The organism is Oerskovia sp. 140933 (assembly GCF_059651515.1).
In genome coordinates, this window is sequence record NZ_JAMXIO010000001.1 from 200,350 (window position 1) to 222,383 (window position 22,034).

The following is a 22,034-nucleotide window of genomic DNA, read 5'->3' on the forward strand; positions in this document are numbered from 1 at the left end:
GTGCCGTGAAGCCGGTGCGCGCGGTCGGTCGTGCGCGCTCAAGGTAGTGCACAACCCTCGGACCGGACGCGAGGGCCGGAGAGAACTCGAGCGTTTCCCTGGGAACTGGCTGGTCCACAGCCCGCCCCCGTGCGGAATTCACCCGTGCGGAGCCCTCAGGGCGAGGCTCGGGCGGCGCTCAGGCCGCGGCGATCGCTCGCGGCCGGTCGCGCGCGAGGTCGTGCAGCCGGTCGATCACGACCACGCCACCGAGCACCGCGACGGCCAGGCTCGCGCCCGCGAGCACGTCGGTCACGAAGTGGTACCCGAGGTAGAGCCGGCTCCCGCCGACCACGACGATCACGACCACGCTCACCACGACCCACAGGACGAACACGAGCCGACGCTGCCGCCCCTCCTTCCACTGCCGCCACACGAGGTACCCGCCGACGAGCACCAGGGTCGCCGCGCCGATCGTGTGCCCCGACGGGAACGAGAAGCTGTGCTCGACGCCCGCGACGACCATGTCGGACTCGTCGGGCCGCGGCCTGGCGACGAGCATCTTGAGCAGGGTCGAGGTGAGCGTCGACGCGATCATGGCCCCCACGAGCAGCCCCGGTTCCCACCACCGCCTGGTCGCGAGCCCCCACCACAGGCAGGCCGCGGCCACGACGATCGGCAGCACCACGGGCCCGAAGATGTTCGTGATGAACGTCAGGACCGCGGTCGCGGTCGCGGTGCGGTGCGCGACCATCCAGCCCAGGACCACGTCGTCGGCGAACCAGAGGTCCTCCCGCTCGCGCACCGAGTCGTAGACGACCAGGAAGCCCAGCACACCGATCACGATCAGGACCAGTCCGGGCAGCGCGGCGACGAGCCGCGCACGCCACACCTCGCCCGTGCCCGACGGCGCGCTCTCCCCCGTGCTCACGTCACCTCGGGCGTCGCGCGCCTCGTCGTCGTGGTTCATCCCAGGAGCCTAGGGAGAAAAAGGGGTGCGCCGCTCGGCGAGGAGGTGGAAGTGTGGCCCCCATCACCGCGGTGGCGCCCGTCCGGTCCGTACCGGGCGGTGGAGGACCCGGCCAGGTCCACGAATCCGACGTCACGAGAGACACCACCATGCATCCACAGCTCATGTTCGACGTCGCCGACCTCGGTCGGCGCGAACAGCTCCAGGAGCAGACCCTCCGCCGCAGGAACCTGCGTCGGACGACGACGCGACTGCCCGAGCACACCCGCGAGGCACGCCGGCCCCGCGACACCGCATGAACCGGCCCGGCTCCCCGGCTCCACGCCGGGCACCCGCACGACGAAGGCCCTGACCTCCCCGCACGGGGAGTCAGGGCCTTCGCGCTGCCCGCGACGCGCCGTCCGGGTGAGGCCCGGGCCGTCAGGGGCGCGGGGCGCTCGCACGCACGGCCGCGTCGACCTCGCGCAGGAAGTCGGGCAGGTCGTCGGGGGTGCGCGACGTCACGAGGACCCAGCCGCCCGTGTCGTCGGTCACGACCGAGCGGTCCACCCAGGAGCCGCCCGCGTTGCGGACGTCGGTGCGCAGCGACGGGTAGGACGTGAGGGTCTTGCCGGCGAGCACGTCCGCCTCGACGAGCGCCCACGGGCCGTGGCAGATCGTGGCGACCGGTCGACCCGAGGTGGCGAAGGACCGCACCGCCTCGATCGCCTTCCCCTCGAGCCGCAGCGAGTCGGCGTTGAGCGTCCCCCCGGGCACGAGCAGCAGGTCGTAGCCGGCCGGGTCGACGTCCTGCAGCCGGAGCGTGGGCTCGACGGTCGCACCAGGGTCCTGGTCGCCCACGAGGGTCTCGATCACGTCGCTCGTGACGGCCGCGACGTCGACCTCCGCGCCCGCGGAGCGCAGGTGCTCGACCGGCACCACCAGCTCGTCCTGCTCGACGCCGTAGTTGGTCACGATCGCCAGGACGCGACGGCCTGCCAGGTCGGTGTCAGCCATGGATGTCTCCTTCTCGTCGTGGTGGAGCACCCGGGAACGGGTGCCCCCGGGTCCACCTCGACCGTAGGTCGGGCCCGTCCGGCTCGCAGGGCGGGCCGCCGTGTCGTCCCTCACGGCCTAGGCTGTGGGCGTGAGCCCTGTGAACACCAACGACCGCATCGTGTGGATCGACTGCGAGATGACCGGCCTCGACCTGGGCGCCGACGCGCTCATCGAGGTCGCCGCCGTCGTCACCGACTCCGAGCTGAACGTCCTGGGCGAGGGGGTCGACGTCCTCATCACGCCACCCGCCGAGGCGATCGAGCAGATGGGTGACTTCGTCCGCGAGATGCACACCACGTCGGGTCTGCTCGAGGAGCTGCCCGGCGGCACGACCATGGCCGACGCGCAGGCCCGCGTGCTCGACTACATCCGGACCTGGGTCCCCGAGCCCGGCAAGGCTCCGCTCGCGGGGAACTCGGTCGGCACGGACAAGACGTTCCTCGAGCGGGACATGCCCGAGCTCGTGGGTCACCTGCACTACCGGATCGTCGACGTGTCCTCGATCAAGGAGCTCGCACGCCGCTGGTACCCGCGCGTGTACTTCGCGTCGCCCGCCAAGACGGGCGGGCACCGGGCGCTGGGCGACATCCTCGACAGCATCGACGAGCTGCGCTACTACCGTGAGGCGCTCTTCGTGCCGCAGCCCGGCACGGACTCCCGGACCGCGAAGGCGATCGCCGAGCGGATCAAGGAGACGTCGGTCGGGACGACGCTCGGGAAGTCGCCCTTCGCCGGGACCGACGCGGCGGCCGAGAGCCCTGCCACGGACCTCGGTCCCGCCCCGACCGGGACCGGCACCGGAAACCTGTCCTGAGAGCCCTCAGAAACCAGGTACACTTTTCGACGGCTGCTAGAACGGTTCCTCGGAACCCGAGCAGGCCGTGGTGGGTATAGCTCAGCTGGTAGAGCACCTGGTTGTGGTCCAGGGGGTCGCGGGTTCAAGTCCCGTTACTCACCCCACGGGAAGAGGCTCCTCGCGTTCGCGCGAGGGGCCTCTTCTGCTTCTCCCGACCTCGCGCGACCGTCGAGGAGCCGTGTGATCCCGCTCACCGGTGGCGGGTCCGCCAGCCCGTCCTACAGTGGGTGAGGTGTCAGCCTCCGCGAACACTGCCGTCCGTGGTGAGCACCAGCATGAACAGGCCGTGGCTGCCTTGGTGCGCTCCTCCGCCGCCGTCGAGCCCGATCGTCCGCTGCGCCTGGCGAAGCGGACGACCAACCTGTTCCGCCCCAGACGCCCGTCTCCCGGGCCGGGTCTCGACGCGTCGGGCCTGACGGGGGTGATCTCGGTCGACGACGCCGCGGGCACCGCGGACGTGCAGGGCATGTGCACGTACGAGGACCTCGTCGCGGTCACGCTCCCCCACGGCCTGGTCCCGACGGTCGTCCCGCAGCTCCGCACGATCACGGTCGGCGGCGCCCTGGCGGGTCTCGGCATCGAGTCGAGCTCGTTGCGCAACGGCCTGCCGCACGAGGCGGCGCTGGAGATCGACGTCCTGACGCCGTCGGGCGAGGTCGTCACGGCGACGCCCACGGGCGAGCACGCCGACCTGTTCCACGCGTTCCCCAACTCGTACGGGACGCTGGGCTACGCGACGCGCGTGCGGTTGCGCCTCGACCGGGCGGAGCCGTTCGTCGCGCTCCGCAACGTCCGCCTCCACTCTGTCGCAGAGGTCGCTTCCGCGGTCGCCAAGATCGCGGCGGACGGGTCGTGGGACGGCGAGCGCGTCGACTTCTGCGACGGGGTCCTGTTCGCTCCGGGCGAGGTGTACCTGTGCCTGGGGCGCTACGCGGCCCGCGAGGAGGCGCGCGCGCTGCGCCCCGCGCCGAGCGACTACACGGGGCAGCGGATCTACTACCTCTCGCTGCGCGAGCGCCCCACGGACGTCCTGCGCACGCTCGACTACCTGTGGCGCTGGGACACGGACTGGTTCTGGTGCTCGCGCGCGTTCGGGGTGCAGAACCCTGTCGTGCGCAGGCTGTGGCCGCGCCGGTGGCGGCGCTCGGACGTGTACCGGCGGATCGTGGGTCTGGACGAGCGGTGGGACCTGACGGGGAGGCTTGCGGACCTGCGGCACCGGCCGCGCAACGAGCGGGTCGTGCAGGACGTCGAGGTGCCGCTCGACCAGCTCGAGAGCTTCATGGCGTGGTTCACGGGGCACGTCCCCATGACGCCCGTGTGGCTGTGCCCGTTGCGGCTCGCCTCGTCCGAGCCGTGGCCGCTGTACCCGCTCGAGCCGCACCGTGCGTACGTCAACGTGGGCTTCTGGGGCGGGGTCCCGATCGCCGAGGGGCGGCGTGACGGCGACGTCAACCGTCAGATCGAGATGGCGGTCGCGGTCCGGCACGGCCACAAGTCCTTGTACTCGACGTCCACGTACGGGCGCGAGACGTTCGACACCTTGTACGGCGGCCTCGACTACGCGGCCGTCAAGGACCGGTACGACCCGGCGGGACGCACGCCGACCCTCTACGAGAAGGCGGTGCAGGGAGCATGACGCAGATCGCGGTGGCCGACGTGCTGGACCAGCTCACCGATGCCCCGTTGCCCTTCGGGTTCAGCGCGTACGACGGGTCGAGCGCAGGTCCGGTGGAGGCGCCCTTTCACGTGCACCTGGCCAACGAGCGCGGCCTGCGGTACGTCGCGACGGCGCCCGGCGGGCTGGGCCTGGCGCGGGCCTACGTGGCGGGCGACCTGCAGGTCGAGGGCGTGCCGGGCGGGGACCCGTACCCGTTGCTCCGGGCGGCCGCGGACGGGCTGAGGCTGCGCCGCCCGGGCCCTGCCGAGGCGGCGCGGATCGCTCGCGGCCTGGGCCTGGGGGTCCTGCGCCCGCCCGAACCACCCCCGGAGGAGCACCTGTCGCGGCTGCGCCGGCTCACCGAGGGCCTGCGTCACTCGCGCCGGCGCGACGCCGACGCGATCAGCCACCACTACGACGTGTCGAACGCGTTCTACTCCCACGTCCTGGGGCCGTCCATGACGTACACGTGCGCGTGCTTCCCCACCCCGCAGTCCACGCTCGAGGAGGCCCAGGAGCACAAGTACGCCCTGGTCGCGGGCAAGCTGGGGTTGCGCAGGGGCATGCGGCTGCTCGACGTGGGCTGCGGATGGGGCGGCATGGTCCGGCACGCGGCCCGGTCCGGGGTCCGGGCCCTGGGGGTGACGTTGTCCCGGCAGCAGGCCGAGTGGGCCCAGGCGCGGATCGAGGCCGAGGGCCTCGGTGACCTCGCGGAGGTCCGGTACGGCGACTACCGCGACGTCACGGAGGCCGGGTTCGACGCGGTGAGCTCGATCGGGCTGACCGAGCACATCGGGGTCGCGAACTACCGCTCGTACTTCACGTTCCTCCAGGGGCGCCTGCGGGACGGCGGTCGGCTGCTCAACCACTCGATCACGCGCCCGACGAACACCGCCCGCCCCCGTGCGGGCGGGTTCATCGACCGGTACGTGTTCCCGGACGGCGAGCTCACGGGGTCTGGCCGGATCATCTCGACCATGCAGGACGTGGGGCTCGAGGTGCGTCATGCGGAGAACCTGCGCGAGCACTACGCGATGACGCTGCGCGAGTGGTGCGCGAACCTGACGCGGCACTGGGACGAGTGCGTAGCCGACGTCGGGATCGGCACGGCCCGGGTGTGGGGCCTGTACATGGCGGGGTCGCGGCTGGCGTTCGAGCGCAACGAGATCCAGCTCCACCAGGTCCTCGCGGTCCGTCCGGAGCCGGGTGGGGCGGCGGACTTCCCGCTGCGTCCGGACTGGACGCCGTAGGCCCGACGCCGCCGCTCGCCTCGGGAGCCCGGGCCCGCCCTGACGGACGGGCGGGGGCTCGAGCGCGTGGGCGCGTGGGTCAGGTCTCGTCGCGCGCGGCCGTGAGGTGGGTGTGCACGCACCGCCACCCGTCGGCGCCGCGGACGAACACGTCGGTGACCCACTCGTCGGAGCCGAACGCCTGCCCCCGGTAGCGGCCGGTGCTGGTGCCGCGTCCGGTGAGGATGGCGACGTCTCCGAGGTCTCGCACGCTGCCCGTGATCCTGCCCATCGACTCGTGCGTGAGGTCTCCCGACCGGACGAGGCTCAGGAAGTCCTCGCGGGTGGTGGCACCGTCCTCGCCGATGATCTGCCAGTCGTCGGTCGTGAACCGGCCGATCGCGTCGGGGTCGTCGGCGACGATGGCTCGTCCCCAGGCCTCCTCGACGGCCTCGAGCTCGCGTGCCAGGTCGTGGTCCGTCCTGTGGTTCATCGGGTCCTCTCCCGTCACTGCCTGGTACGGTCCGGACGGCATCGCAGGACCTACGTCCCGGTGGTCAGACTCCCTTTGGCTCTACGCTCGGACGCCCGTCATTCCGCGGATTCTCCGCACGTTGACACTTTGTCACCTCCGCGTGACGCAGGCCACAGCCAGGCGCTTGTGAAGGCGTTCACAAGGCCCGTAGAGTCGACTTATCGAAGCGCTCCCCACATAGGGTCCGCGACGAGGATCCACCTCTTCTTCTCACCTCAGGTCGCACCGACCTCTTCCTCTGGGAGCAACATCATCATGACCGCCCGCACCGCTGGCCCCGCCCGCTCTGTCCGCCTCATCGGTACGCTCTCGATCGTCGCAGGCATCGTCCTGCTGCTCGCCGGCGCGGGCACCTGGGCCACCATCACCTCGCAGCTCGCCGCCGAGAAGATCACCGTCTCCGAGGACGCGTCGATGTTCGCCGGCTCCGAGGTCAAGGGGCCCTTCACCGCCTTCGCGCAGGCCCAGATCATCAACGAGCACGCGCTCAACATGAGCGAGGGCAAGACCTACGCCGAGCTCGACAAGGAGGACCCGACCCGCGCGGTCGTCATGAACGGCTCGTTCCTGCGCGCCTCGCTCTTCACCTCGGTCGTCTCCTACGGTGTCAGCGCACTGGTCATGGGCCTCGGCGTCCTCTTCGGCCTCATCGGCTACGCCCTCCGTCAGCTCGGCGCAGCCCCCGCGGTCATCGACGGATCCACGAACCCCACCCCCGAGGTCGTCAACGCCTGACGGAGCACGTTCCACGATTCTCCCGGCATGGTGAAGGGCCGACGAGCACCCGCTCGTCGGCCCTTCATCACGTCCGGTGTCGGCCGCGCACCGCGCCCGACACGGCGCCACGCTCGTGCAGGCTCAGGCGCCAGGTGCCTCCGCGAGCCGCTGGACCACCGCGTCGGCGAAGCGGTCGAGCGCCCCCTTGCCGAGCGAGAAGAAGAGCGACGGCTCGGTGAGCTCGACCTCGATGACCATGGGGGCGCCGTCGTCCCCGCCCACCAGGTCGACGCGCGCGTACAGGTTGGGCTCCTGCCCGGGGACCGCTCCCGCGGCGACCGCGAGCGCCTGCTGCGCGACCGCGAGCTGCTCGGGGCTCGCCTCGAAGCGGCTCATCTCCTCCTGCTTGTACAGGCCCTGGGTGGGGCGGTGCGGCCCCGTGAGGAGCGCGTTCTTGCGGACGGCGTGCGAGAACTCGCCGTCGATGAAGATCAGGCCGGTCTCCCCCGCGGTGTCGACGCTGCGGACGTAGGGCTGGACCATGACCTGCCGCCCGGAGACGAGGAGGTTCTTGGCGTGCTGGATCGCGAGGCCGCGCGAGTGCGCCTCGCCCGACTGGTAGCGGCCCGTGTCCTTGGCGCCGGCGCTCACGACGGGCTTGATGACGAAGTCCCCCTGCGCGGGCAGGCGGGTGTGGATCGCTCGCGAGGACAGGTTCTGGCTGGGGTCGAGCCAGAGCGTCGGGATGACCGGCACGCCCTGCTCCTCGAGCTCCTTGAGGTAGCGCTTGTCGGTGTTCCAGCTGATGACCGCGGCGGGGTTGAGCACGCGGCCCGCGCGCTCGGCCCATGCGACGAACTCGTCGCGGCGGGGTGCGTAGTCCCACGCGGAACGCACGACGACCGCGTCGAACGCCGACCAGTCGACCGACTCGTCGTCCCAGACCGTCGGCACGGCCTCGATCCCTCGGGTCGCGAGGGCTCCCACGAGAGGGGCGTCGTCGGGGTCGAGGTGCGGGAGGACGGAACAGGTGGCGAGGGCGATGCGCGCTGTGGTGGTCACGCGTACGAGCCTAGACGCCCTGCGCGCGGCGTACACGCGCGGCAGGTGAGATCTCCGTCGCGCCGCTAGGCCGCGGCGGCGTCCGCGGTGCGCCGCAGCGCGGCGAGGATCCCGTCCGCGGTCAGGGACCCGACGACGTCGCCCGCCTCGTCCGCGACGGGCACCCGGCCCATCGCGGAGCCGGGCAGCGCGGCGATCGCCTCGAACGCCACGGACAGCGGCGCGCCCAGGACGATCGGGTCGGGAGCCGGGGCGGAGACGAGCTCGGGTCCGTCGAGGTCGCCGCGCTGCACCACGGCGAGCCCGAGCATGCGGACCGGTGCGCCGTCCCCGATGAACTCGCGGACCGCGTCGCTCGCGGGGTGCGCCAGGACGGTCAGCGGCTCGGCGAGCTGCTCGAGGTGCCCGCCGAAGCTGAACACCGCGATCCGGTCCGCGAGGTGGACGGCCTCGTCGATGTCGTGGGTCACGAACAGGACCGTCGTCCCGAGCTCGCGCTGGATGCGCCGGAACTCCGTCTGGAGCCGGCGGCGCCCGGCGGGGTCCACCGCCCCGAAGGGCTCGTCCATGAGCAGGACGGGCGGGTCGGTCGCGAGCGCGCGGGCCACGCCCACGCGCTGGCGCTCGCCGCCCGAGAGCTCGTGCGGGTACCTCTTGGCGTAGGTGTCGGGGGCCAGGCCGACCAGCTCGAGCAGCTCGCCGACCCGCGCGCGCGTGCGCGCCTTGTCCCAGCCGAGCAGCCCGGGCACGGTCGCGACGTTCTGGGCGACGGTCCGGTGCGGGAAGAGTCCCACGTTCTGGATGACGTACCCGATCCGGCGGCGCAGGGCCACGGGGTCGCCCTGCGTGATGTCCTCGCCGCGCAGCAGGATGCGCCCGGCCGAGGGCTCGACGAGGCGGTTGGTCATGCGCAGGGTCGTCGACTTGCCGCATCCCGACGGGCCGACGAGCGCGAGCATCTCGTGCTCGCGGACGCTCAGGGACAGGTCCCCCACGGCGACGGTCCCGTTGGGGTACTCCTTGCGGACGCCGTCGAACACGATGGCCGTCTCGTCGGTGATCGTCGGGAACGCCGGGGTGGTCTCGGCCGTGCCGGTCGGGGTGCTCGCCATGCCACGACGCTACCCGGCGCGACCATCCGTCGCGCGACCGGTCGCGGCCTCGGGATAGGTTCGACGACATGCCGCCCAACCCGTGGTTCTCGTGGAGCTACGTCCAGAACAACTGGGGAGAGATCTCCCAGGCCCTCGTCGAGCACACGACGATCACCGTCCAGGCCGTGCTCATCGCCCTGGTCGTGGCCCTGCCTCTCGCTGCGCTGGCGCACCGCGTGCGCTGGCTCGCGGTGCCCGTGCTCGGCACGACCGGCGTCATGTACACGATCCCCTCGCTCGCGCTGTTCTCGATCCTCGTCCCCTTCACGGGGATCGGCCGCACGCCCGTGCTGATCGGGCTCGTGATGTACGCGCTGCTCATCCTGGTGCGGAACATCCTCGTGGGCCTGCAGGGCGTCGACCCGGACGTGCGGGACGCCGCCAAGGGGCTGGGGTACGGCCCGACGCGCCTGCTGGCCTCGGTCGAGATGCCCAACGCGCTGCCGAGCATCATGACCGGCGTGCGGCTCGCGACGGTCTCGACCGTGGCGCTCGTCACGGTCGGTTTCGTGGCGGGGTTCGGCGGCCTGGGCACCCTGATGTTCCGTGGCTTCCGTTCGAGCTACAACGCGCAGATCATGACCGCGACCGTCCTGTGCCTGCTGCTCGCGGTCGTGCTCGACCTGCTGCTCCTGCTGCTGGGCAGGGTGCTCACGCCATGGTCGCGCACCCGGGGACCGGCGTCGACGGGGCAGGCGACGGGCCGGAGGGCGAGCGTGGCGTCGGCCGCCCGGGCGTCCGAGGCCGCGAGCGAGCGCACGGCATGAACGTCGTCCAGGAGGCCCTGACGTGGCTCAACGACCCGCTCAACTGGACCGGCCCCGAGGGCCTGCTGGTCCGCACGGGCGAGCACCTCGAGATGACCGCGGTCGCCGTCCTGCTGGCCGCGCTCGTCGCGCTGCCCGCGGGCATCTGGCTCGGCCACTCGGGACGCGGCGCGGGCCCGACGATCGTGATCGTCAACACGTCCCGCGCCCTGCCGACCTTCGGGATCCTGCTGATCCTCGCGGCCGGCGGGTTGTTCGGGGACCGTGCGGCGGTCATCTCGGCCGTGATCTTCGCGATCCCCCTCGTCCTGGCGAACGCCTACACGGGCGTCGCCGAGGTCGACCCCGACGTCAAGGACGCCGCCCGCGGCATGGGGATGTCGTCACGGCGCTCGCTCTGGCTCGTCGAGGTCCCGCTCGCCGTTCCGCTGATCGCGGCCGGCCTGCGCACCGCGATCGTCCAGGTCATCGCGGTCCTGACGCTCGCGGCGTTCGTCGGGGGCGGCGGCCTGGGAGTCCCGCTGCGCGTGGGGTTCTCCAACCAGCGCTACGGGCAGGTCCTCGCCGTCGGTGTCGTGATCGCGGTGCTGTGCCTCCTGGTGGACGCCGTGCTCGCGCTCGTCCAGCGGGCCGTGACGCCCGCGCCGCTGCGCATGAAGGCGGGAACCGTGCGCTGAGCAGGCACTCCGGTTGCCGGTGCCCCCGCCGAGGGGTGGAATGGGTTGTCCGTGCGAGCCGACGACCGAGAGGCACCTGACACCCATGTCACGGCGATCCACCACCTTGCGCACCCTGTCCGTGTCCGCCCTCCTCGTCGTCGCGCTCGCCGCCTGCGGCGAGGCCGGCTCGTCCGGCACCGAAGCGTCCGACGGTTCCTCGTCGACCGCGAGCGGCACCGTCTGCGAGCCCGTCGCGGGCGACCAGCTCGTGGTCCTCGAGGACGACAAGCACCTGCAGACGGTCGACAACATCATCCCTGCGGCCAACGCGGCGGCCGTCGCGGACCAGCCGGAGGTCCTGGAGCTGCTCGACACCGTGTCCGCAGCCCTCGACACCGACACGCTCATCTCGCTCAACAAGGCCGTCGACGTGGACCGGCAGACGTCCTCGCAGGTCGCCCTGCAGTTCGTCGAGGAGCAGGGGCTCGGGGCGACCTCCACGCCGGGCACCGGGACGTCCCTGGTCGTGGGCGCGGCCAACTTCTCCGAGAGCACGACCCTCGCGGAGATCTACGCGGCGGTGCTGCGCACGGCCGGCTACGACGTCACGGTCCAGACCGTCGACGCCCGTGAGACGTACCTGCCCGCGCTCGAGTCGGGCCAGCTCTCCGTGTTCCCGGAGTACGTGGGCACGCTCACCGAGTTCCTCAACAAGGAGATCAACGGGCCCGACGCCGAGCCCCTCGCGAGCGGTGACCTCGACACCACGGTCGCGGCCCTGCGTGAGCTCGGCGCCGAGAAGGGGCTGACGTTCGGCGAGCCGTCGTCGGCCCAGGACCAGAACGCGTTCGCCGTCACGACGGCCTTCGCCGAGGAGCACGACGTGTCGACGCTCAGCGAGCTCGCCAAGGCCTGCCCCGGCGGCATCACGCTGGGCGCCGGGCCCGAGTGCCCCGAGCGCGCGTTCTGCGAGCCGGGCCTCGAGGAGACGTACGGCCTCGATATCACCAACTTCGTGAACCTGGACGTGGGTGGCCCGCTCACCAAGGCCGCCCTGCTGCAGGGCGAGATCGTGCTCGGCCTCGTGTTCTCCTCGGACGGCCAGCTCGGCTGACCGAGCAGGCGGCTGCTCGGGAGCGCGACGGCTACAGGCCGTACGTCTCGAGCAGCCGTAGCCAGACCTCGCTGATCGTCGGGTAGGCGGGCACAGCGTGCCACAAGCGTGCAAGCGGCACCTGCCCGACGATCGCGATGGTCGCGGCGTGCAGCATCTCCGCCGCGTCCGGCCCCACGAACGTCGCGCCCACGATCACCTGCCGGTCGGTGTCGACCACGATCTGCGCGGTGCCCTCGTACCCCTCCGCAACGAGCACGGCCCCGGACACGGAGCCGAGCCGGTACGACACCGCCTTGACCGCGATCCCCGCCTTCCTGGCCTCGGCCTCGGTCAGCCCCACCGACGCGACCTCGGGGCGGGAGAACACGACCTGCGTCCTCGCGCCGTGGTCGGCCGTCGCGGCATAGCGGCTCCACGGCTCGGGCGGCTCTCCCCCGGCACCGGCCGCGGCCGCCTCCTCCGGCGTCGCCCTCCCGAACCGGGCCGCGACCACGTCCCCCACGACCCTGCCCTCGTACTTGCCCTGGTGGGTCGTCGCGGCGCGCCCCGTGACGTCCCCGCACGCGAACAGCCAGCCGCCGTCGACGCCCTGGACCTCCATCTGGTCGTCGACCGCGAGCGCCTTGCCCGGTTCCAGCCCGACGACGTCGACACCCAGGTCCATCGTGCGCGGCACGCGACCCGTCGCCACGAGGACCTGCGCGGCCGCGACGGACCCCTTGCCCTGCGGGCCGTCGTACGCGAGGCGAGCGCCGCCGTCGGGCAGGGAGGTCGCTCCCGTGACGCTCACGCCCAGGCGGACGTCCACGCCGATCCCCTTCAGTCCTGCCGCGACGGCCTCGCCCGCGAACGGCTCGGAACGGCTGAGCAGGTGCCCGCGCGAGAGCAGCGTGACCTCCGAGCCCAGGTCGTGGAACGCCGTCGCCATCTCGACCCCCACGACCCCGCCGCCCAGGATCGCGATCGAGGTCGGGACGTCCTGGACGCTCGTGGCCTCGCGGCTGCTCCACGGGTCGGTCTCGGCGAGGCCGGGGGTGTCGGGCAGGACGGGCACGCTGCCCGTCGCGACGATCACGGCGTGCCGGGCGGCGAGCAGGCGGGTCTCGGGGAGGTCGTCGACGTCGGCGTCGGGGTCCTCGGGGCTGACCTCGACGAGCCTCGGTCCGACCAGCCTGCCCAGCCCGCGCACGAGCGAGATCCCGGCGCCGTCGAGCCACTGGACCTGGCCCGAGTCGTCCCAGTGCGAGACCATCTCGTCGCGGCGCGCGAGGATCGGCGCGGGGTCGAGCACGGGGCTCGCCTCGATGCCCGGGACCGCACGGGCGGCCGCGAGCGCCGCGCCCGGGCGCAGGAGCGCCTTGGACGGCATGCACGCCCAGTAGGAGCACTCGCCGCCGACGAGCTCGGCCTCGACCACGGCCACGCTCAGCCCCGTCCGGCTCGCGCGGTCTGCCGCGTTCTCCCCGACGGGCCCACCACCGATCACGATCACGTCGAAGGTCTCGTCGGGGGTGGCCTGGGTGCGCGGGTCGGTGCTCATGCCTCCCATCGTGGCCCGGACCCCGCGCGGCTGCCCGCCGGGCGCACGGCGGGAGCGCGAGCGGGGGCGCGCACCGCGCTAGCGGCGCGGGCCCTGCCCGGTGACCAGCGCGCTCAGCAGAGAGACCAGCACCTCGCGGTCCGTGCCCGGCAGCGGGGAGAGGAGGGCGGCCTGCGCGTCGGCGAGCGCTGCGCCGAGCTCGTCGAGCCGTCGCGCCCCCCGGGGGGTCAGCGTGACGATGTTGCGACGCCGGTCGGACGGGTCGGGGCGGCGCTCGACGTCACCGTCGGCGGCCAGCGTGTCGAGCAGCGCGACCATGTCGCTGCGGTCGATCCCGCACCGGCGCCCGAGCGCGGCCTGGCTCGCCGGGCCGAACTCCTCCAGGGCGGCGAGCACGGCGTAGTGGGAGCGGTGCGCCCCCACGGCGGACAGGTGCTCGGAGACGGTCCGGGCCGCCTCGAGCGCCGCCTGGGCGAGCAGCCAGCTGGGCAGTGCGCGGAGGCGTTCGGGGGCGGTCTCGGTCTCCATCCTCAGATCCTACGCTGCGTTGGCGTCACCTATTGTGGGTTCGGCCAACGATGAATAACGTTGGGGACTCCAACGATTCGCCGTGGTTCCCGACACCGGAGGCTCCCATGACCGTGCACGACGACACGCACCTTCCCGCCACGCACCAGGACGCCGTCCGCGGGCTGCTCGACCGCGAGGAGGTCGCACGCCTCGTCTCGCAGCTCACGGCGGCCCTCGACGACGGCGACAGCGACCGGCTCCGCGACCTGCTCGTCCCGGACGCGCACGCCAGCACCCCCGGCGGCACCGCGCAGGGGATCGACGCCGTCGTCGCCCAGGCCGCGCGCAACCACCGGCCGGAGGACGGCGTCCAGCACCTCGTCGGGAACGTCCTGGTCGATCTCGCGCACGATCACGCCGAGGTCCGGGCGAACGTGGTCGCCACGTTCGCCCGGCGCGAGCCGCGGGCGGACAGGCCCGTCACCCTCGGCGCGGTCTACCGGCTCCGCGCACGCCGGACCGGGGCGGGCTGGCGGCTGACGCACATCACGACCGACCCCGTCTGGGCCTCGACCGCGCCCGTCACGCTCGTCGGGCACGCCTAGAGCAGGCCACGAGCGAGGCGGTCCGGCGCGCACCGTCAGACGGCGTCGACGCGGGCCTCGTCGAGGCGCTCGAGGATGCGCGCGACCGTCTGTTCGACGGTCCAGCCCGTCGTGTCGAGGTGCAGTCCGCCCGGGGTCTCGCGCGCGTACGCGGCGAACTCGTCCGGGGTCCACGCGCCGTAGGCCTGCTTGTGCCGGGCGGCGTCGCGGGCCGCGAGCGCGGCCGCGCTGGGCACCAGCACGACGGCGTAGCACGGGCGGGTGCGCAGGCTCGCCGTGAAGCGGGCCAGGTCCGGCCCCAGCAGGATGTCCTGGACCACCGCCGTGATCCCCGCGGCCGCATACGTGTCGGCCGCCTGCGCGGCGAGCGCGTGCCGCAGGTCGAGCTGGATCCGCGCCGCGTCCGAGAGCGGCGGGTCCGTCGACGCCCGCCCGCTCACGACGAAGCGGCGGAACATGTCGCCCCGCACGTGGGCCGCGAGCGGGAAGGAGCGGGCCAGGGCCTCCGCGACCGTCGACTTCCCGGAGGCCATGGCCCCCGTGACGACGAGGACGGGAGCGGACGGCACAGCGGGAGAGGACGGCACGGCGGGAGCGGCGGCGTCGGGCAGGGAGGTCGTCGAACGCATGAGCGGACCCTAGGACGTGCGCAGGGCCTGGCGCGAGATGATTGCCGGCCGCGCTCGCCGGGCGAGCAGCCCGGGTCGCCCCCACCAGGAGGGCGACCCGGGCTGCTCGCTCGGCATGCTCGGCACGCTCGGGACGCCTAGTGGACGACCGCCTTCTCGGAGCCCGCTCCCGTCAGGGACCGCACCTCCATCTCGGCGAACTTCTCCGGGTGCGACGACTCCTTGCTCAGGAACGTCCCCAGGACACCCAGGAGGAACGCGAGCGGGATCGAGATCAGGCCCGGGTTCTCGAGCGGGATGAACGCGAAGTCGACGCTCGTGTCCTTGATCATCGACAGGCTCGCGCCCGTGACCGGGTCCACCTTGCCCGAGACCACGGGCGAGAAGGTGATGATCACGAGGCACGAGATCAGACCGCCGTACATGCTCCACAGCGCGCCCGACGTGTTGAACCGCTTCCAGAACAGCGAGTAGATGATGGTCGGCAGGTTCGCGCTCGCCGCGACCGCGAAGGCCAGCGCCACGAGGAACGCGATGTTCTGCCCCTGCGCGAAGATGCCACCCACGATCGCGAGCACCCCGATCACGAGCACCGTCATGCGGGCGACCTTGACCTCGCCGTCGGGCTTGACCTCACCCTTCTTGATGACGTTGGCGTAGATGTCGTGCGCGAAGCTCGTCGCGGCCGTGATCGTCAGCCCCGCGACGACCGCGAGGATCGTCGCGAACGCGACCGCCGAGATGATGCCCAGCAGGATCTCACCACCCAGCTCGTACGCGAGCAGGAGGGCGGCCGAGTTCACACCGCCCGGGGCGGACGAGATGGCCTCCGGGCCCACGAGCGCGCCCGCGCCGTAGCCGAGCACGAGCGTGAACAGGTAGAAGATCCCGATCAGCCAGATCGCCCAGACCACGCTGCGACGGGCCTCCTTGCCCGTCGGGACGGTGTAGAAGCGCGTCAGGACGTGCGGCAGCCCCGCCGTCCCGAGCACCAGCGCGAGCGCGAGCGACAGGAAGTTGAGCTGCGACATGGGGGTCGAGCCGTACTGCTTGCCCGGCTCGATGAGCGCCTCACCGCCCGGGCCCGCCTTGTCGATCGCGCCCTGGAACAGGTCGGACAGGTTGAAGCCGAACCTGGCGAGCACCCAGAACGTCATGATCCCGGCACCCGCGATGAGCAGCACCGCCTTGATGATCTGCACCCACGTGGTGCCCTTCATGCCGCCGATCATCACGTACGCGATCATGAGGATGCCCACGATCGCGATCACGACGCTCTGCCCCGCGGTGGACTCGATGCCGAGCAGCAGCGCGACCAGACCACCCGCGCCGGCCATCTGCGCCAGCAGGTAGAAGAACACGACCATGAGCGTCGCGAGCGCCGCCGCCATGCGCACCGGGCGCTGACGCAGGCGGAAGCTCAGGACGTCCGCCATGGTGAACTTCCCCGTGTTGCGCAGGAGCTCGGCCACGAGCAGCAGCGCGACGAGCCACGCCACGAGGAAGCCGATCGAGTACAGGAACCCGTCGTAGCCGTTGATCGCGATGGCGCCGCAGATCCCCAGGAAGCTCGCGGCCGACAGGTAGTCGCCCGCGATCGCCGTCCCGTTCTGCGGCCCCGTGAAGTTGCGTCCGCCCGCGTAGAAGTCGGCCGCGGACTTGTTCTGCTTCGAGGCCCGTACGACGATCACCATCGTCACCGCGACGAAGGCCGCGAAGATGCCGATGTTGATCCACGGGTTGCCGACGTCGGAGGCCTCCGCGGCCAGGACCGTGGTCGGTGACAGCGTTCCCCACGACCCCATCAGTGGTCCTCCCCCTCGATCTGACGGCGCATGTCCTCGGCGACCGGGTCGAACTTCTTGTTCGCCCAGCGCGCGTAGATCATGGTGATCGCGAACGTCGACACGAACTGGCCCAGCCCGAACAGCAGGCCGACCGTGATGTTGCCCGAGACCCGGATGCTCATGAAGTCGTGCGCGTAGTCCGCGAGCAGGACGTACACGAGGTACCAGACCAGGAACAGGGCCGTGACGGGGAAGACGAAGTTGCGGAACCTGCGGCGCAGGTCCTGGAACTCGGGGGAACGCTGGACCCGCTGGTAGTCGGTCTCCGCGACGGGATCGTCCGTCGTCGAGATGTTGGTCATGACGCCTCCGTTGGCTCATGCGTGGCACGCGACGTTGCGTGACCCGGGCGACTTTTTTCACCCGCTCGGGACAATGTGCCGTAGATCACCCCTGTGGCGCAATGACCACTTTCCAGGCGTGTCGGACGGCGGCAGGCCGACCGCCGCGGGGATCTCGGCACCGGGTGCAGACCACCGGGCGTGCACTTCCCGCTGCCCACCGGCGACCGCGACGACCCGAGGCGCACGCTCGACGAGGCCCCCGGAGGTGGGCTACGCCGTCGGGCCGGGCGCGCCCAGGACCGGCGCCCTCCGGCCCGGGCGGGCAAGGGCCGGCTCAGACCCTGCGGAACTCCAGGTCCGTGATGGCCCGGCCCGCCGCGTGGCCCTTGTTCTCGAAGCTCGTGAGCACGCGCCCCTCGAAGCGGGGCGCGACCGCGCCGGCCCCGTGGGCGTTCTCGAACGACGGGTTCGCGCCGACGACCTCCAGCATCCGGTCCGCGTACTCGGACCAGTCCGTCGCGAGCCGCCACGTGCCCCCCGGGCGGATCACCCGCGCCGCGAGCTCGGCGAGCTCCGGCGTCACCAGGCGGCGCTTGTGGTGCCGGGCCTTGTGCCACGGGTCGGGGAAGAAGACCCAGAGCTCGTCGACCGACCCCTCCGGCAGCGCGGTCGCGAGCACCTCGGCCGCGTTGGCCTGCAGCAGGCGCAGGTTCGTCAGACCGCGCTGCGTCGCGCGCAGCACGGTCTGCGCGAGACCCGGCGTGTAGACCTCGACGGCCAGGAAGTCGCGCTCCGGCGCGGCCTCGGCGGCATGGACCACGGCCTCCCCCAGGCCCGAGCCGATCTCCACCACGAGCGGAGCCGACCGCCCGAAGGTCGCTGCGACGTCGAGCACGAACCCCGGGTCCACCGAGGTGCGTGCCACCGCCCGCGGGACGTCGAGGACGAACTGCTCGGCGTGGTCGTCCCAGGCCCGCTGCTGGCGGGGGTTGAGGCGGCCGCTGCGGCGGACGAAGGACACGATGTCGGTACGGAAGCCCTGCTCGCGGGCCTCGGAGAGGGTCTCGGGCACCCGCCCAGTCTAGGCGGGCGCCCGAGTCCCCCTCCCGCGGCACGTCCTGCCTCCGAGGCCCCCGTGCGCGCGAGCGGGCCCGAAGGTCCGCGTCACGCGCACGGGGCCCGCTCGGCGAGCCGGGCGGAGCGTCAGACGTACTGCGCGTACGCCGGCAGGTCGAGCTGCCCGTTCCCCGACAGCCCGATCACGACGACCTCGGGCTCCGTGACGGTGCGCGCGTACGCGATCGCGGCGGCGACCGCGTGCGTCGACTCGGGTGCGGGGATGATGCCCTCCGAGCGGGCGAACTCGAGCCCCGCCCGGAACGCCTCGTCCTGGTCGATCGCGACCGCGTCCATGAGACCCAGGTTCACCGCGTGCGACACCATGGGCGACATGCCGTGGTAGCGCAGACCGCCCGCATGGATGGCCGGCGGCACGAAGTCCTTGCCGAGCGTGTGCATCTTGAGCAGCGGCGTGAGCCCCGCGACGTCACCGTGGTCGTAGCGGTACTCGCCCTGCGTGAGCGATGGGCAGGCCGCGGGCTCGCACGCGACGAGCCGCGTCGTCGTGCCCTCGCGCAGGTTGCGCCCCAGGAACGGGAACGTGAGCCCCGCGAGGTTGGACCCGCCGCCCGCGCAGCCGAACACGACGTCCGCGCCCGTCTCCCCCGCCTCCTCGAGCTGGACCAACGCCTCCTGGCCGATGACCGTCTGGTGCAGCATCACGTGGTTGAGCACGCTGCCCAGCGAGTAGTGCGCCTGCGGGTCGCCCGCCGCGACCTCGACGGCCTCGCTGATCGCCATGCCGAGCGAGCCCGTGGTGTCCGGGTCGCTCGCGAGGATCGCACGACCCGACGCCGTGAGCTCCGAGGGCGACGAGTGGCACACGCCACCGTAGGCCTCCATCTGGAAGCGGCGGTACGGCTTGGAGTCGTACGACGCCCGGACCTGCCACACCTCGCACGTCAGACCGAGCAGGGCCGCGGCCATCGAGAGCGAGGCACCCCACTGCCCGGCGCCCGTCTCGGTCGTGAGGCGCGTCGTGCCCTCGATCGCGTTGTAGTACGCCTGGGCGACGGCCGTGTTGGGCTTGTGCGAGCCGACCGGGCTCACGCCCTCGTACTTGTAGTAGATCCGGGCGGGCGTGCCCAGCTCGCGCTCGAGGCGGTGCGCCCGGACGAGCGGCGCGGGCCTCCACATCGCGTAGATCTCGCGGATCGTCTGCGGGATCTCGATGTAGCGCTCGGTGCTGACCTCCTGCTCGATGAGCGCCATGGGGAACAGCGGGGCCAGGTCCGCGGGCACGAGCGGCTCGAGCGTGCCGGGGTGCAGGTGCGGCGGCACGGGCTCGGGCAGGTCCGCGTTGAGGTTGTACCAGTGCGTCGGGACGGTGGAGGGGATCTCGACGCCGAGCGGCTCGAGCGAGCGAGCGGTCGGACGGGTCGGCGCCGGGGGCGCAGCCGGGTCGGACGTGGAGACGGGGGACGTCGTCAAGGGACTCTCCTTCATGGATGGGCACGTGCCAAGGCACGGTCCGGGCGATCCACTCCGGGAGACCTGCTGGACCGCCCGTCGTCGGGCTCGGTCAGCACGCCACAGCGTCCGACCGTCAGCGGTCGGGCCACCAGGTGTGTGCGGTGAGCAGGTTCACGGGGCGACCATAGCCCTCCCGACGGGAGGTTGTGAAGCGCGTCTCACGGCCGACGGGTCGGGCGGGCGGGCCGGGGTCGCAGGGCGCCCCCGGCACCTCAGGGACGACGAAGGCCCCTCGCCCGCGTCTCCGCAGGTGAGGGGCCTTCGTGGTGGTGCGCCATCATGGACTCGAACCATGAACCCGCTGATTAAGAGTCAGCTGCTCTGCCAATTGAGCTAATGGCGCGTGGTGCTGCAGGGTGGTACAGGTGTCCCGGCATGGCCAGCCGGACGTCACGACGGCCCCGTCTCCGGGGCCGTGATCGTGGTGCGCCATCATGGACTCGAACCATGAACCCGCTGATTAAGAGTCAGCTGCTCTGCCAATTGAGCTAATGGCGCGCGAGAAGAAACACTACTGAACCGGCCCCCGGGAGACAAATCAGGGAGCCGCGCAGGCCTGTGACCTGCGCGACAACCGGCTCCACGGGTCCTGTCACCGGGGCCACCGGGGCCGCGCCGACGACGCGACCACCCGTCCTACAGGTACAGCCCCGTGCTGCCGCTCGTCTCCTCGGGCTGGGAGACCGCACTGACGTCCTTCTCGCGCAGCAGCACGTAGCTCTTGCCGTTCAGCTCGACCTCGGCCCGCTCCTCGGGGTCGAACAGCACGCGGTCCCCCACGCGCACGTGACGCACCGTCTCTCCCGTGGCGACGACCTGTGCCCACCCCAGGCGCTTGGGTCCGACCGCCGTCGCCGGGATCACGAGCCCCGCGGAGGACTGCCGCTCGGACGAGTCGACCTCGGGCAGGACGAGGAGGCGGTCGTGCAGCATGCGCAGAGGCAGCCGCTCGGGCGCGCTGCCCGACGACGTCGCGCGGGTCGCGGAGGTCTTCTGCACGGAGGCGGCGGCCGGGGCCGCGGCCGGCTCGGGCGCGGGGCCGTCGTGCGAGGTGGGGGTCGTCTTGCTCACGGTCCCCACGCTACCCGTGTCCTCTAGGCTCGGAGTGATCCACGAACCCACCACGAGGAGTTCCATGAGCACGCGCCTTGCCGTCGGGGACGACGCCCCCGACTTCACCCTCCCGACCGCCGACGGCGGTTCCGTCACGCTGTCCGAGCTGCGCGGCAGCTCGGTCATCGTCTACTTCTACCCCGCTGCCTCGACGCCCGGCTGCACCAAGGAGGCGTGCGACTTCCGCGACTCGCTCGCGTCGCTCCAGGGCGCGGGGTACAAGGTCGTCGGCATCTCGCCCGACCCGCTGCCCAAGCTCGTGAAGTTCGCCGAGGAGGAGTCGCTGACGTTCCCGCTCGCGTCCGACGAGTCCCGGGCGACGCTCGAGGCGTACGGGGCGTGGGGCGAGAAGAAGCTCTACGGCAAGACCGTGACGGGCGTGATCCGCTCGACCGTCGTGGTCGACCCCGAGGGCAAGGTCGCGCTCGCGCAGTACAACGTCAAGGCGACCGGCCACGTCGCCAAGCTGCGCCGTGACCTGGGGATCGACCCCAAGAAGTAGGTTGTCCGGTCAGCGAGCCGCCGACCGATCTGCTCCTCGCGCGCCCGTAGACTGTGCGGGCGCGCGAGTGGCGTAATTGGCAGCCGCGCCAGGTTTAGGTCCTGGTGTCTTCGGACGTGCGGGTTCGAGTCCCGCCTCGCGCACCCCCTGTCGTGTCACCCGACCGGCACGTCGATCCGCCCGGGCAGCAGGCCGGGCCTGGGCTCGGCGCAGTCGGCGTCGGCCGCGAGGTCCCACGCCCCGACCGTGACGTCGCGCCCGGCGCACCCGACGAGGTCACGCCCGCCGAGCGGCTCGTCGAGCTCGACCGTCACCTCGCGGACCCCGAGGTCCTCGCTGCACGCGCCGGCCGTGCGCAGGACGTAGGCCCGGACCTCGACGGTCCCATCCGTCTCGGCGACCTCGATGCCGCCGTCGTCGGTGCACGTGCTGCCGCCCGCGGAGACCCCGATCTCGAGCGTCGCGCCGTCCTGGGCGGCGAGCACCCACTCGACCCGCTGCCGCTGCGGCTCACCGACCCCGCACCCGGCGACCACCGTCACGCCGACCGCGCAGGCCGCCGCGAGCACGACCGGGCGCACCGCCGCGCGGACGCGGGCACCGGAGCCGCGCGTGGACCGCCTCGTCCGTCCCGTCATGCCCGGGACCCTAGCGCACCCGCCGACACCC

Annotated in this window: 24 protein-coding genes and 4 tRNA genes; 12 read left to right on the forward strand and 16 right to left on the reverse strand. The window is 72.2% G+C overall.

Features of this window, described 5'->3' with window-relative positions:
- Window positions 1-178: 178 nt before the first annotated feature.
- The gene (locus NHG27_RS00880) at window positions 179-949 is read right to left on the reverse strand and encodes a phosphatase PAP2 family protein (RefSeq protein ID WP_497014438.1); all 771 of its coding nucleotides are present in this window, start codon (window positions 947-949) and stop codon (window positions 179-181) included.
- Between the two features lie 149 nt (window positions 950-1,098).
- On the opposite strand from NHG27_RS00880, the gene NHG27_RS00885 reads away from it, so the two are divergent.
- Complete coding sequence (locus tag NHG27_RS00885) at window positions 1,099-1,248, forward strand: hypothetical protein (protein ID WP_193720647.1); 150 nt, start codon at window positions 1,099-1,101, stop codon at window positions 1,246-1,248.
- A 121-nt stretch (window positions 1,249-1,369) separates the two neighbouring features.
- On the opposite strand, the gene NHG27_RS00890 is transcribed toward NHG27_RS00885, so the two are convergent.
- Window positions 1,370-1,945: a type 1 glutamine amidotransferase domain-containing protein gene (locus NHG27_RS00890; RefSeq protein ID WP_497014439.1), complete on the reverse strand. Its 576-nt coding sequence runs from the start codon at window positions 1,943-1,945 to the stop codon at window positions 1,370-1,372.
- 130 nt (window positions 1,946-2,075) lie between these two features.
- Here NHG27_RS00890 and orn point away from each other — a divergent pair, with 130 nt between their 5' ends.
- The 4 genes from orn to NHG27_RS00910 all read left to right on the forward strand — a co-directional run bounded on the left by orn (window position 2,076) and on the right by NHG27_RS00910 (window position 5,753).
- Window positions 2,076-2,801 carry an oligoribonuclease gene (orn, locus tag NHG27_RS00895; protein ID WP_497014440.1) on the forward strand — a complete coding sequence of 242 codons (726 nt, stop codon included), beginning with the start codon at window positions 2,076-2,078 and terminating at the stop codon, window positions 2,799-2,801.
- A 70-nt stretch (window positions 2,802-2,871) separates the two neighbouring features.
- A tRNA-His gene (locus NHG27_RS00900) sits at window positions 2,872-2,947 on the forward strand.
- Between the two features lie 182 nt (window positions 2,948-3,129).
- A complete protein-coding gene (locus tag NHG27_RS00905) occupies window positions 3,130-4,482 on the forward strand; it encodes an FAD-binding oxidoreductase (protein ID WP_497014441.1) in 1,353 nt (450 codons plus the stop codon).
- The gene (locus NHG27_RS00910) at window positions 4,479-5,753 is read left to right on the forward strand and encodes a class I SAM-dependent methyltransferase (protein WP_193720644.1); all 1,275 of its coding nucleotides are present in this window, start codon (window positions 4,479-4,481) and stop codon (window positions 5,751-5,753) included. The genes NHG27_RS00905 and NHG27_RS00910 overlap by 4 nt, the downstream gene beginning before the upstream one ends.
- A 79-nt stretch (window positions 5,754-5,832) precedes the next feature.
- Here NHG27_RS00910 and NHG27_RS00915 read toward each other — a convergent pair whose 3' ends face one another.
- Window positions 5,833-6,225, reverse strand: coding sequence for a nuclear transport factor 2 family protein (locus tag NHG27_RS00915; protein WP_497014442.1), 393 nt, complete (start codon window positions 6,223-6,225; stop codon window positions 5,833-5,835).
- Window positions 6,226-6,522: 297 nt separating this feature from the next.
- Between NHG27_RS00915 and NHG27_RS00920 the strand changes: the two genes are divergently transcribed.
- Complete coding sequence (locus NHG27_RS00920; protein WP_497014443.1) at window positions 6,523-7,002, forward strand: aromatic ring-opening dioxygenase LigA; 480 nt, start codon at window positions 6,523-6,525, stop codon at window positions 7,000-7,002.
- 123 nt (window positions 7,003-7,125) lie between these two features.
- On the opposite strand, the gene NHG27_RS00925 is transcribed toward NHG27_RS00920, so the two are convergent.
- On the reverse strand, window positions 7,126-8,046 hold the full coding sequence (locus NHG27_RS00925; protein WP_193720641.1) for an ATP-grasp domain-containing protein: 921 nt from the start codon (window positions 8,044-8,046) through the stop codon (window positions 7,126-7,128).
- 65 nt (window positions 8,047-8,111) lie between these two features.
- Entirely contained in the window at window positions 8,112-9,158 is a 1,047-nt protein-coding gene (locus NHG27_RS00930) for an ABC transporter ATP-binding protein (RefSeq protein ID WP_193721168.1), read from the reverse strand.
- Window positions 9,159-9,226: 68 nt separating this feature from the next.
- Between NHG27_RS00930 and NHG27_RS00935 the strand changes: the two genes are divergently transcribed.
- The 3 genes from NHG27_RS00935 (at window position 9,227) to NHG27_RS00945 (ending at window position 11,740) form a co-directional block, all read left to right on the forward strand.
- A complete protein-coding gene (locus tag NHG27_RS00935; RefSeq protein WP_193721169.1) occupies window positions 9,227-9,967 on the forward strand; it encodes an ABC transporter permease in 741 nt (246 codons plus the stop codon).
- Window positions 9,964-10,644 (forward strand): ABC transporter permease, encoded by a 681-nt coding sequence (locus tag NHG27_RS00940; protein WP_193721170.1) that lies wholly within the window; start codon window positions 9,964-9,966, stop codon window positions 10,642-10,644. The genes NHG27_RS00935 and NHG27_RS00940 overlap by 4 nt, the downstream gene beginning before the upstream one ends.
- A 121-nt stretch (window positions 10,645-10,765) precedes the next feature.
- A complete protein-coding gene (locus NHG27_RS00945) occupies window positions 10,766-11,740 on the forward strand; it encodes a glycine betaine ABC transporter substrate-binding protein (protein ID WP_497014444.1) in 975 nt (324 codons plus the stop codon).
- A gap of 31 nt (window positions 11,741-11,771) precedes the next feature.
- Here NHG27_RS00945 and NHG27_RS00950 read toward each other — a convergent pair whose 3' ends face one another.
- Together NHG27_RS00950 and NHG27_RS00955 are read right to left on the reverse strand one after the other, a co-directional pair.
- Entirely contained in the window at window positions 11,772-13,283 is a 1,512-nt protein-coding gene (locus NHG27_RS00950) for a dihydrolipoyl dehydrogenase family protein (RefSeq protein ID WP_497014445.1), read from the reverse strand.
- Between the two features lie 78 nt (window positions 13,284-13,361).
- Window positions 13,362-13,811 carry a MarR family winged helix-turn-helix transcriptional regulator gene (locus NHG27_RS00955; protein WP_193721173.1) on the reverse strand — a complete coding sequence of 150 codons (450 nt, stop codon included), beginning with the start codon at window positions 13,809-13,811 and terminating at the stop codon, window positions 13,362-13,364.
- 107 nt (window positions 13,812-13,918) lie between these two features.
- Between NHG27_RS00955 and NHG27_RS00960 the strand changes: the two genes are divergently transcribed.
- On the forward strand, window positions 13,919-14,398 hold the full coding sequence (locus NHG27_RS00960; protein WP_193721174.1) for a nuclear transport factor 2 family protein: 480 nt from the start codon (window positions 13,919-13,921) through the stop codon (window positions 14,396-14,398).
- 35 nt (window positions 14,399-14,433) lie between these two features.
- Here NHG27_RS00960 and NHG27_RS00965 read toward each other — a convergent pair whose 3' ends face one another.
- From NHG27_RS00965 to NHG27_RS01000, 8 genes are all read right to left on the reverse strand, one after another.
- Window positions 14,434-15,027 (reverse strand): AAA family ATPase, encoded by a 594-nt coding sequence (locus NHG27_RS00965; protein ID WP_497014446.1) that lies wholly within the window; start codon window positions 15,025-15,027, stop codon window positions 14,434-14,436.
- Window positions 15,028-15,164: 137 nt separating this feature from the next.
- The gene (locus NHG27_RS00970; protein WP_193721176.1) at window positions 15,165-16,832 is read right to left on the reverse strand and encodes a monocarboxylic acid transporter; all 1,668 of its coding nucleotides are present in this window, start codon (window positions 16,830-16,832) and stop codon (window positions 15,165-15,167) included.
- On the reverse strand, window positions 16,832-17,176 hold the full coding sequence (locus NHG27_RS00975) for a DUF485 domain-containing protein (protein WP_193721177.1): 345 nt from the start codon (window positions 17,174-17,176) through the stop codon (window positions 16,832-16,834). The genes NHG27_RS00970 and NHG27_RS00975 overlap by 1 nt, the downstream gene beginning before the upstream one ends.
- 316 nt (window positions 17,177-17,492) lie before the next feature.
- Entirely contained in the window at window positions 17,493-18,230 is a 738-nt protein-coding gene (gene trmB, locus NHG27_RS00980) for a tRNA (guanosine(46)-N7)-methyltransferase TrmB (RefSeq protein ID WP_497014447.1), read from the reverse strand.
- Between the two features lie 131 nt (window positions 18,231-18,361).
- The gene (locus NHG27_RS00985; protein WP_497014448.1) at window positions 18,362-19,708 is read right to left on the reverse strand and encodes a TrpB-like pyridoxal phosphate-dependent enzyme; all 1,347 of its coding nucleotides are present in this window, start codon (window positions 19,706-19,708) and stop codon (window positions 18,362-18,364) included.
- 309 nt (window positions 19,709-20,017) lie between these two features.
- Window positions 20,018-20,093: transfer RNA gene (locus tag NHG27_RS00990), tRNA-Lys, on the reverse strand.
- 79 nt (window positions 20,094-20,172) lie between these two features.
- A tRNA-Lys gene (locus tag NHG27_RS00995) sits at window positions 20,173-20,248 on the reverse strand.
- A 138-nt stretch (window positions 20,249-20,386) separates the two neighbouring features.
- Window positions 20,387-20,821, reverse strand: coding sequence for a GroES family chaperonin (locus tag NHG27_RS01000; RefSeq protein WP_497014449.1), 435 nt, complete (start codon window positions 20,819-20,821; stop codon window positions 20,387-20,389).
- A 64-nt stretch (window positions 20,822-20,885) separates the two neighbouring features.
- Here NHG27_RS01000 and bcp point away from each other — a divergent pair, with 64 nt between their 5' ends.
- Together bcp and NHG27_RS01010 are read left to right on the forward strand one after the other, a co-directional pair.
- Window positions 20,886-21,365 carry a thioredoxin-dependent thiol peroxidase gene (bcp, locus tag NHG27_RS01005; protein WP_497014450.1) on the forward strand — a complete coding sequence of 160 codons (480 nt, stop codon included), beginning with the start codon at window positions 20,886-20,888 and terminating at the stop codon, window positions 21,363-21,365.
- 61 nt (window positions 21,366-21,426) lie between these two features.
- Window positions 21,427-21,508 (forward strand) — tRNA-Leu (locus tag NHG27_RS01010).
- 12 nt (window positions 21,509-21,520) lie between these two features.
- On the opposite strand, the gene NHG27_RS01015 is transcribed toward NHG27_RS01010, so the two are convergent.
- Window positions 21,521-22,003, reverse strand: coding sequence for a hypothetical protein (locus tag NHG27_RS01015; RefSeq protein ID WP_497014451.1), 483 nt, complete (start codon window positions 22,001-22,003; stop codon window positions 21,521-21,523).
- Window positions 22,004-22,034 lie beyond the last annotated feature (31 nt).

What these genes read in the sequence shown, in the direction of transcription:
- NHG27_RS00880 (WP_497014438.1), bottom strand. Translation starts at nt 949, where the DNA reads ATGAACCACGACGACGAGGCGCGCGACGCCCGAGGTGACGTGAGCACG.
- NHG27_RS00885 (WP_193720647.1), top strand. Translation starts at nt 1,099, where the DNA reads ATGCATCCACAGCTCATGTTCGACGTCGCCGACCTCGGTCGGCGCGAA.
- NHG27_RS00890 (WP_497014439.1), bottom strand. Translation starts at nt 1,945, where the DNA reads ATGGCTGACACCGACCTGGCAGGCCGTCGCGTCCTGGCGATCGTGACC.
- NHG27_RS00910 (WP_193720644.1), top strand. Translation starts at nt 4,479, where the DNA reads ATGACGCAGATCGCGGTGGCCGACGTGCTGGACCAGCTCACCGATGCC.
- NHG27_RS00915 (WP_497014442.1), bottom strand. Translation starts at nt 6,225, where the DNA reads ATGAACCACAGGACGGACCACGACCTGGCACGCGAGCTCGAGGCCGTC.
- NHG27_RS00920 (WP_497014443.1), top strand. Translation starts at nt 6,523, where the DNA reads ATGACCGCCCGCACCGCTGGCCCCGCCCGCTCTGTCCGCCTCATCGGT.
- NHG27_RS00930 (WP_193721168.1), bottom strand. Translation starts at nt 9,158, where the DNA reads ATGGCGAGCACCCCGACCGGCACGGCCGAGACCACCCCGGCGTTCCCG.
- NHG27_RS00935 (WP_193721169.1), top strand. Translation starts at nt 9,227, where the DNA reads ATGCCGCCCAACCCGTGGTTCTCGTGGAGCTACGTCCAGAACAACTGG.
- NHG27_RS00940 (WP_193721170.1), top strand. Translation starts at nt 9,964, where the DNA reads ATGAACGTCGTCCAGGAGGCCCTGACGTGGCTCAACGACCCGCTCAAC.
- NHG27_RS00950 (WP_497014445.1), bottom strand. Translation starts at nt 13,283, where the DNA reads ATGAGCACCGACCCGCGCACCCAGGCCACCCCCGACGAGACCTTCGAC.
- NHG27_RS00955 (WP_193721173.1), bottom strand. Translation starts at nt 13,811, where the DNA reads ATGGAGACCGAGACCGCCCCCGAACGCCTCCGCGCACTGCCCAGCTGG.
- NHG27_RS00960 (WP_193721174.1), top strand. Translation starts at nt 13,919, where the DNA reads ATGACCGTGCACGACGACACGCACCTTCCCGCCACGCACCAGGACGCC.
- NHG27_RS00965 (WP_497014446.1), bottom strand. Translation starts at nt 15,027, where the DNA reads ATGCGTTCGACGACCTCCCTGCCCGACGCCGCCGCTCCCGCCGTGCCG.
- NHG27_RS00970 (WP_193721176.1), bottom strand. Translation starts at nt 16,832, where the DNA reads ATGGGGTCGTGGGGAACGCTGTCACCGACCACGGTCCTGGCCGCGGAG.
- NHG27_RS00975 (WP_193721177.1), bottom strand. Translation starts at nt 17,176, where the DNA reads ATGACCAACATCTCGACGACGGACGATCCCGTCGCGGAGACCGACTAC.
- bcp (WP_497014450.1), top strand. Translation starts at nt 20,886, where the DNA reads ATGAGCACGCGCCTTGCCGTCGGGGACGACGCCCCCGACTTCACCCTC.
- NHG27_RS01015 (WP_497014451.1), bottom strand. Translation starts at nt 22,003, where the DNA reads ATGACGGGACGGACGAGGCGGTCCACGCGCGGCTCCGGTGCCCGCGTC.